Consider the following 6,035-nt stretch of genomic DNA (forward strand, 5'->3'; position numbering starts at 1 on the left):
GGGGGCCCCCCGTCTCAATAAGCGTGACTCAGCTCGCGCTCGGACATGAAGCGCAACGGCTGCTGCAGCTTGTGCTGATAGATGAGATCGAACGACAGCACGTTCTGCACATAGTTGCGCGTCTCCTTGTAGGGGATGCTCTCGACCCAGACATCCATCGGCTTGTCCGCACTCTGATCGCGCCAGCGTTTGACCCGGCCGGGACCGGCGTTGTAGGCCGCCGCCGCCAGGATCCGGTTGCCGTCGTACACATCCAGCAGCCGCTTGAGATAGGCGCTGCCAAGGCGGATGTTCATGGCGGGATCAAACAGCTGCTGCTCGTTGCGATAGGGTACCCCCAGCTTGCTGGCCGTCTCCTTGGCGGTGGTCGGCATCAGCTGCATCAGTCCCCTCGCCCCGACCGGCGACTGTGCCAGCGGGTAGAGCGCACTCTCCTGACGGGAGATGGCGTAGAGCAGGCTGGTGTTCATGGTCCGCTCCTGCGCCATCTGGGAGAAGGTGTGCTTGAGCGGCAGCGGGAAGCGCAAATCGAGGGCATCCCAGGCCTCGGCCCGGATGCTGGCCAGAATGGCCAGTTCATGCCAGCCCTGGTTGAGGGCGATGTGGCCGAACTCGAGGCGCTGGGCCACCGGATTGCGATCCATGTTGTGGATCCACTCCGCCCGCGCCGCCGTGATCTCGTTCATGTCGAGCAACTCACGCACCCGCAGCAGGAAGGGCCAGCGGCGGCTGGCGGTGCGCCAGTCCGGCACCTTCTTCGCCACGCTCTGATTCTTCATCCGATAGGGCACGCCGCTGCGCTGCGCCGCCATGAAGCCGTAGAAGCCACGCAGATTGGCGGTCTCCAGATAGAGATCCCGCGCCGGTTTCTGCTGACCCTGCACCTCCAGCGAGCGAGCCAGCCAGTAGCGCCAGCGATCCTCCTTCTGCAGGGCCATGGGCATCCGCTTGACCCAGCCGGAGAGCCCTTTCCAGTCCTGCTCCCAGATGGCGAGCCGGGCCCGCAGCTCCAGCAGATCCGGGTCGGCCTGGCGCACCACGGTAGCATCCAGCCAGCTGCGCTGGGCGGTTGAGCGATCCAGCAGCAGCCGTCTGGCCACAGCCCGTTCCACCGGCTTGAGCTCGGCTGCGCTCAGCGCGAAACGCGAACGCAGATAGCCGAGCTGCCCCAACACCGCTTCCGGCTGCTGGTTGGCATAGCGGGCCAGCCCCAGCAACAGCAACTTTTTGGAGGGCGCGGCGGTAGTGAAATAGGCCGTGTTCATCGCCTTGGCGGGCTGCTCGAACAGGGTAATCATCTGATCCCCGTACGCCTTCATGCCGCTGCCGAGCTGAGCGCCGAGGTGGCGAATGAGGTTCGGGTTCTCAGCCTCGAAGGCCAAGGTCATGCGGGTCCAGATCTTCTCCTGGGTGCGCAAACCGGCCTGTTGCCAGAGCTGGAACAGGGGATCGCAGGCATCTGGGCGGGACTGGCCACTCAGCCAGAGCTTGCCCGCCTCCTGCAGTGCCTGGCTCTGCTGGCCGGTGTAGTAGCGCGCCTGATAGTGCATGCAGAGCAGATCGGTGGAGTTGGGCTTGGCCGGATAGAAGCGCAGGAACTGGGACCACTGCTGGCTCTGGGCCAGATAGGTGAGGTAGCTGCGCTCCAGCCGGTTGGATTGGGGGGTGTCGCCGTGCTCGCGGATGAAGCGGGTCACGTCGTCATACTCTGCCGCCCCCGGCCGAAAGGCCAGCTGGTAGTAATCGAGATAGGGCAGCAGCGGATAATGGGTCAAACGGGCGCGAATTTGCTGAAAACGGGCCTGATCGTCGGCCCGCACCGCGTCATAAGCCTGGCGATAGAGAGATTGTTCCAGGGTCTGCGCCGCAACCTGCGTCAGCAGCCCCGGCACGCACAGCGCCGATAAAATGATTCCCTGCACGGCTTTCACGAGAGACGTCTCCATTGAGAGGCAATGCCACCGCCCGTTGGCGGTGGTGTCATATTCCCTCATTCTACCCGTTAACCCGAGGGGCTACAGCTCGCCGACGAGACTATTTTTACCCCCGGCCAGCGGGCTTTCGCTGCGGGCAAGGCGCTGCACGTAGCGCTCCAGATAGGGCACCGGCAGCGGCTTGGAAGCCAGGTAGCCCTGGTAGAAGTGGCAACCCTGGGCCTGCAGAAACTCCAGCTGCTGACGCGACTCCACCCCTTCCGCCGTCACGTTGAAGCCCATGTGGCGCGCCATGGCGATCACCGCCTCGACGATGGCCATGTTGTCGCCATCGCGCGGGATGTCCTGGATGAAGGAGCGGTCGATCTTGAGCTCGTCCGCCGGCAGCCGCTTGAGGTAGCTCAGGGAGGAGTAACCGGCGCCGAAGTCATCGATGGCAAAGCTGATGCCAAGCGCCTTGAGCTCGCTCATCTTGCTGATGGTGTCTTCCGCGTGCCCCAGCACCACGGATTCGGTGATCTCCAGATTCAGGCTGGCGGGATCCATGCCGGTGGAGGCCAGCACATCGTGGATCCGGTCGACGAAGTCGGTGGCGTGAAACTGCTTGGCACTGACGTTGACCGACAGCTGCGGGATGTGAATGCCGTTCTCCTCCCAGCGCACGTACTGGGCGCAGGCCTCGTACAACACCCAGTTGCCGATGTCGACGATAAGGTCCGTCTCCTCGGCGATGGGGATGAACTCGGCGGGCGACACCAGGGCCCGCCCTGGCGGCTGCCAGCGGATCAGCGCCTCGACGCCGATGATATCGCCCCCCTCCACCATGTGCTGGGGCTGGTAGTAGAGGGTCAGCTCCTGATGGTTAAGGGCGCTGCGCAGCTCGTTGTGGATGAGCAGCCGGCGATCCGCCTGCAACTGCATGGAGGCATCGAAGAAGCGCCGGGTCTTGCGACCGGCCGACTTGGCCTGATACATGGCGGTGTCCGCCTGCTTGAGCAGATCGTCCACCCCCTGCTCCCGGCCGGGGAAGAGGGTGATGCCGACGCTGGCGCCGATGTGCAGCACCTGGCCCGCGTGGTTGTAGGGGGCCGCAATCTCGCTGATGAGCCGCTCGGCGATGAGGTCGGCCTGCATCTCCGCCTGGGGCGGGCTCGCCGAGAGCGAGGGCAGCAGCAACACGAACTCGTCGCCGCCGAGCCGCGCCAGACAATCCCCCTGGCGTACCAGCCGCTTGAGCCGACTGGCGACCTCCTTGAGCAGCCAGTCGCCGGTGGCGTGGCCGAGGGAGTCGTTGATGGTCTTGAAGTGATCCAGATCGATGAACAGCAGGGCGCCGATCAGATAATCGCGACTCGCCTCGCCAAAGGCGTGGGCCAGGGTTTCGTGCAGCTGGCGGCGGTTGGGCAGGCCGGTCAGCTCGTCGTAATAGGCGAGATCCTGGATGCGGCGCTCGGCCTCCTTGCGCTCGGAGATATCCTCGAAGCAGATGACGAAGTGGCTGATCTCCCCCCTGTCATCCTGCACCGGGGTGACGATCTCCCACTGTGGATAGGGGTAGCCATCCGCGTGCAGCCGTTGGGTCTCCCCCTGCCAGCGGCTCAGGGTGCCGAGCTCGTAGCCAAGCCCCCCCAGCCCGCACCAGAGATCGTTGCCCAGATGCAGGCCGATCACCCGCTGGCTGTCAAAGCCGGTGATCTGGCTGAAGGCGTGGTTGACCCGCAAAATCTTGAAATCGGGGTCGGTGATGATGATCCCTTCATGGGTTTCAAACGCCACTGCCGACAGGCGCAACTGGGCATCGCTCTGCAGCCGTTCCAGCTCCGCCACCATGCGCATGGAGAAGGTGGTCAGCACCGAGCCCAGATTGGGGATCGCACTCTGATCGGAGAAAAGCAGCGCCAGGTGGCCCAGGATCTGGCCGTTGCGATCATACAGCGGCAGGCCGTAGTAGCCCTGCCCAGCCTTGAAACCGGCACAGGAGGGCAGCTCGTTCGCCAGCGGAATGACGCAGGCCTCCCCCGCCAGATAGACCTGCTGGCAGGGCATGCCGTCGAGTTCATACTCCTTGAGATCGATCCCGTGGCAGGCCAGTACCTTGAGCCGTCCGCTGCCGGTGCGCTCCGCCAGCCAGACCGCGTCCGCCACCAGGATGTGGGCGAGCTGGTTGACCAGGGTATTGAAGAAATCGAGCCCGGTCCGGGCAGAGAGTGCCTGCGCCAGCTGGGTCAACAAGGGGTCTTGCAGCAGCGGCAGTTGCTGGGAGAGGTCGGCAGGCAGCTGGGTGCTGCGGGTGGTGTCGAGCGGCGCAATCCAGCCGCAGCACATCTGCTGGGCTGGCACGTACTGGCCGCTCCAGAGCACATGGCGCACCTCGCCCCCCTCCTCGCAGAGGTGACCGATGAACTGGGCCGGTTGCTGTGAGTGGTAAAGTCTGGCGAGAAAGTCGGCAAAGCCGGCCTCGTCATCTGCCGCCAATTGCCCGAACCAGGGGTGAGGCCCCTCTCCTTGCCAGAGCTGGTAGGAGGCATGATCGGACAGACTCCACTGGGCGTGTTGCCGATCATAAAACCACATCATCTGAGTGGCCTGCTGTTTCATGTACTACTCCAACACCACAACAACCACGTTCAAGTCCCTGACGACTTGGCAGCGCCCACATTCACAGCGCGCACGTCGGCAAGGGCGGTGCGGGGAGAAAGTGCAAAAGATGCGAGACTAAGCGGTGAAAACCGGACATGAGGTCGACATGCGGCGCTGCCACGAAGGGACAGAAACGATCCAAGTTTCTCCATACTGCCTGCCAGTTTCGTGGAGCTCAAGCGCTTTTTGGTGCAGAACGGGAAAAGATCACAATTTATTCCTCCCCTCGGAAGCAAGGCTACAGTTCGTGACACAGATCACATTTTAATGTTCAGCCATGAGTAATCTGAAGGTGAAGACACAAGCAAGACGACCCGAAGGGGGCCAATATGAAAATCGAAATTACCAGCAAAATCATCGACATCACCCCGGCTATCCGCGAGCGCATTGAATCCCGTTTTGACAAGCTCGAGCGTCTTCAGGTGCCTCTTATCACACCCCATGTGATTGTCTCCAAAGAGCGTCTGATGTTCATCGTTGAAGCCACTGCTGGCATCCCCAACGGCAAGCTGTTTGCCCAGGCAGAACATGAGGACTTGTACGCCGCCATCACCGAACTGGGGCAAAAGCTGGAGCGCCAGATCAACCGCCACACCGAAAAACCCATCGCCCGTCGCGCCGCAGCGGCTGGCAAGGAAGTGCCGCAAGAGGATGAAGCCGACGCATAAACGGCGCCACGGCACAGCCAGCAACGACAAAGGCGGGATCTCCCCGCCTTTTTGCTGCCCGAATGCCGGCGCTTGCCGCCTTCAACAACCACTGAGCCAGTGCAGCCTGGCATCCACCCCCGCCTTGAGCGTATCGAGGATCGGCAGCATCAGCAGGGGATCGTTGCGTCTGGGCTGATCCGCCAGCTTGCCCTGCCAGCGCTCCCGTCCCAGCGGCGACAGGTTGTCATAGACGGCGGGCTCCAGCGCCGGCGGAGTGCCGAGCAACGGCGGTGAGCGCAGCGCCAGCCAGAGCCGCACATCCACCATGGAGCCCCCCTGTTGCAGCCGCTCGTTGAGCAGAGCGGCCTCTTCGTCGTTTGCACTGCCCTGCAGGGGCGTGGCTGGCGGCAGCTCAAAGCGGCTGCGCCAGACCCGGCTCTCAGCCTTTGCTGGCTGCCTCGGGTCGAACCAGGGCTGCTCTTCCACCGCATCGGTCAGCAGGGCCAGATGCAGGCGAAAGTCAGCCCTGTCTCCGTGCTGGAGATCCTGGTTGAGACGTTGCCCCAGCTGGGCCTCGTCCACCAGCCACTGCTCACGAATGGCGCTGGGTAGCATGAGATAACTCTTGGAAACGGTGGTTTCATCCTTTATCGGCCGCAAATCCGATCCTTTAAGCAGGAAAAATCCCGTCAAGGGGTTCACAACCCCGGCAGATCTGTTAGTATGCGCCTCGCACTTGTGGAGGGGTTCCCGAGTGGCCAAAGGGATCAGACTGTAAATCTGACGGCTCTGCCTTCGAAGGTTCGAATCC

Annotated in this window: 4 protein-coding genes; 1 reads left to right on the forward strand and 3 read right to left on the reverse strand. The window is 63.0% G+C overall.

Annotation, left to right across the window (positions count from 1 at the left end):
- Positions 1-14: 14 nt before the first annotated feature.
- A complete protein-coding gene (locus QLG02_RS10265; protein WP_282465114.1) occupies positions 15-1,931 on the reverse strand; it encodes a transglycosylase SLT domain-containing protein in 1,917 nt (638 codons plus the stop codon).
- Between the two features lie 84 nt (positions 1,932-2,015).
- The gene (locus QLG02_RS10270) at positions 2,016-4,532 is read right to left on the reverse strand and encodes an EAL domain-containing protein (RefSeq protein ID WP_282465115.1); all 2,517 of its coding nucleotides are present in this window, start codon (positions 4,530-4,532) and stop codon (positions 2,016-2,018) included.
- Positions 4,533-4,903: 371 nt separating this feature from the next.
- On the opposite strand from QLG02_RS10270, the gene raiA reads away from it, so the two are divergent.
- Positions 4,904-5,242, forward strand: coding sequence for a ribosome-associated translation inhibitor RaiA (raiA, locus tag QLG02_RS10275; protein ID WP_016350234.1), 339 nt, complete (start codon positions 4,904-4,906; stop codon positions 5,240-5,242).
- Positions 5,243-5,323: 81 nt separating this feature from the next.
- Here raiA and QLG02_RS10280 read toward each other — a convergent pair whose 3' ends face one another.
- On the reverse strand, positions 5,324-5,839 hold the full coding sequence (locus tag QLG02_RS10280) for a VC2046/SO_2500 family protein (RefSeq protein ID WP_282465116.1): 516 nt from the start codon (positions 5,837-5,839) through the stop codon (positions 5,324-5,326).
- Positions 5,840-6,035 lie beyond the last annotated feature (196 nt).

Source organism: Aeromonas sp. V90_14 (genome assembly GCF_029967615.1).
Lineage (GTDB): Bacteria > Pseudomonadota > Gammaproteobacteria > Enterobacterales > Aeromonadaceae > Aeromonas > Aeromonas hydrophila.

Bases quoted from the DNA above. Each gene is read 5' to 3' on its own strand.
- QLG02_RS10270 (WP_282465115.1), bottom strand. From the start codon at position 4,532: ATGAAACAGCAGGCCACTCAGATGATGTGGTTTTATGATCGGCAACAC.
- raiA (WP_016350234.1), top strand. From the start codon at position 4,904: ATGAAAATCGAAATTACCAGCAAAATCATCGACATCACCCCGGCTATC.
- QLG02_RS10280 (WP_282465116.1), bottom strand. From the start codon at position 5,839: ATGCTACCCAGCGCCATTCGTGAGCAGTGGCTGGTGGACGAGGCCCAG.